The organism is Pseudomonas sp. XP1 (assembly GCF_053557675.1).
In genome coordinates this window covers 19,862-21,322 of record NZ_JBNRIJ010000041.1, presented here as the reverse complement: position 1 = coordinate 21,322, position 1,461 = coordinate 19,862, and the positions used below count along the sequence as shown (strand labels likewise).

The 1,461-nt window shown below is 63.4% G+C and carries 2 protein-coding genes; one reads left to right on the top strand and one right to left on the bottom strand.

Features of this window, described 5'->3' with window-relative positions; all coding sequences use genetic code 11:
- Positions 1–33 precede the first annotated feature (33 nt).
- Complete coding sequence (locus ACK1U9_RS23270) at positions 34–954, bottom strand: AraC family transcriptional regulator (protein WP_046614827.1); 921 nt, start codon at positions 952–954, stop codon at positions 34–36.
- Positions 955–1,156: 202 nt separating this feature from the next.
- Between ACK1U9_RS23270 and ACK1U9_RS23265 the strand changes: the two genes are divergently transcribed.
- Entirely contained in the window at positions 1,157–1,450 is a 294-nt protein-coding gene (locus ACK1U9_RS23265) for a putative quinol monooxygenase (protein WP_046614826.1), read from the top strand.
- The last annotated feature ends 11 nt before the right edge of the window (positions 1,451–1,461 follow it).

Here is a 1,461-nt window from a genome sequence, read left to right as displayed (position 1 = left end):
CCCGCGAAGAGGCCGGTACTGCCAGCCAAAATTTCAGCCAGCAGTCGCCCGCAACCTTGCCACATCACGAATCGGCGGCGCGCCATACAGCCGGCTGTATTCACGGCTGAACTGTGACGGGCTTTCATACCCCACCCGGTAGGCCGCCACCGCCGCCTCGAGCCCGTCATTCAGCATCAATCGCCGCGCCTCCTGCAGGCGCAGTTGCTTCTGGTACTGCAACGGGCTCATCGACGTCACGGCCTTGAATCGGTGGTGCAAGGTCGAGGTGCTTAGGTTGACCTCCCGCGCCAGATCCTCGATGCGCAAAGGCAACTGGTAGTTCTGATTGAGCCAGGTGATCGCCTGGCAAACCCGGTGGGTCTGGCTGTTGGCCAAGGCGATTTCGTACAACCGATAGCCCTGCGGCCCACGCAGCAGGCGGTACAGAATCTCCCGACGGAACAGCGGCGCCAGCATCGCGATGTCGCGCGGGGTATCCAGCAGGCGGATCAGCCGCAGCAGGGCGTCGAGCAGCGCGGCATCGGTTCTTTCCACATACAAGCCACGCCCGGAAGGCCGGTTGGGCACCAGCATCGGCCCGCTTTCGGCGATCAGCTGGCTGATTTCGGCCGGGTCCAGGTCCATGCGCAGGCCAAGGCTCGGGTGCTCGGGGCTGGCGTCCAGCCTCACGGCGCTCAACGGCAAGGTTACCGAGACCACCATGTAGTGCAGCGGGTCGTAAGCGTACTGCTCGTCACCGAGGAACAAGCTTTTGCTGCCCTGGGCGAGGATACACAGCGCGGGTTGTGCCAGGGTCGGTACCGAGCGCACGTTTTCGGTGTAGCGCACCAGGTACAGGTCATCGATGGCCGATGCCGGGCCGTGAGGCTCCCCTGCGTGGCGGCGGATCAGCTCGGCCAGCTCCTGGCGTTGAAGTTCCAGGCTCGGGTCGATGGACGTGGCGATGGTCATGGTGGCTTTCCTCTACTGACCGACGCAGCATAGGTTTGGGCAATGGCGGGCGCTAGTCAAAAGCTGCACGCCGATTGCCTGATCCTGCCGCGCTGCAGGATCAGGCAATCGGCGAGCAGTAATGGCCTAACGCGTCGCGCGGGTGAGGCCCTAACCTTGGCAGCCTGGCTTTTCCGTCCGCCTGCTTCAAGGAGATTGTGCAATGACCCCGACACAACCGGTCACCCACCTTGCTTTCATCCGTGCCAGCAGCGGGCGCTCGGCGGAGCTGGGCGCGCGCCTGCGTGACCTGCTCGAGCCCTCACTGCGGGCGCCGGGCTGCCTGAGTTTCACGGTGCAACGTTCGCAGGCTGATGCCGATTTATGGTTGCTCAGTGGCAGCTGGCAAGACCAGCAGGCGATGAGTGGCTACTTTGCTTCGCCGACGCTGGAAGTGTTTGGTGAGTTGGTACAGGCGCAGGTGGTCAGCAGCCTGGATCTGCATACCTTTGATTGAGGTGTTGCCTG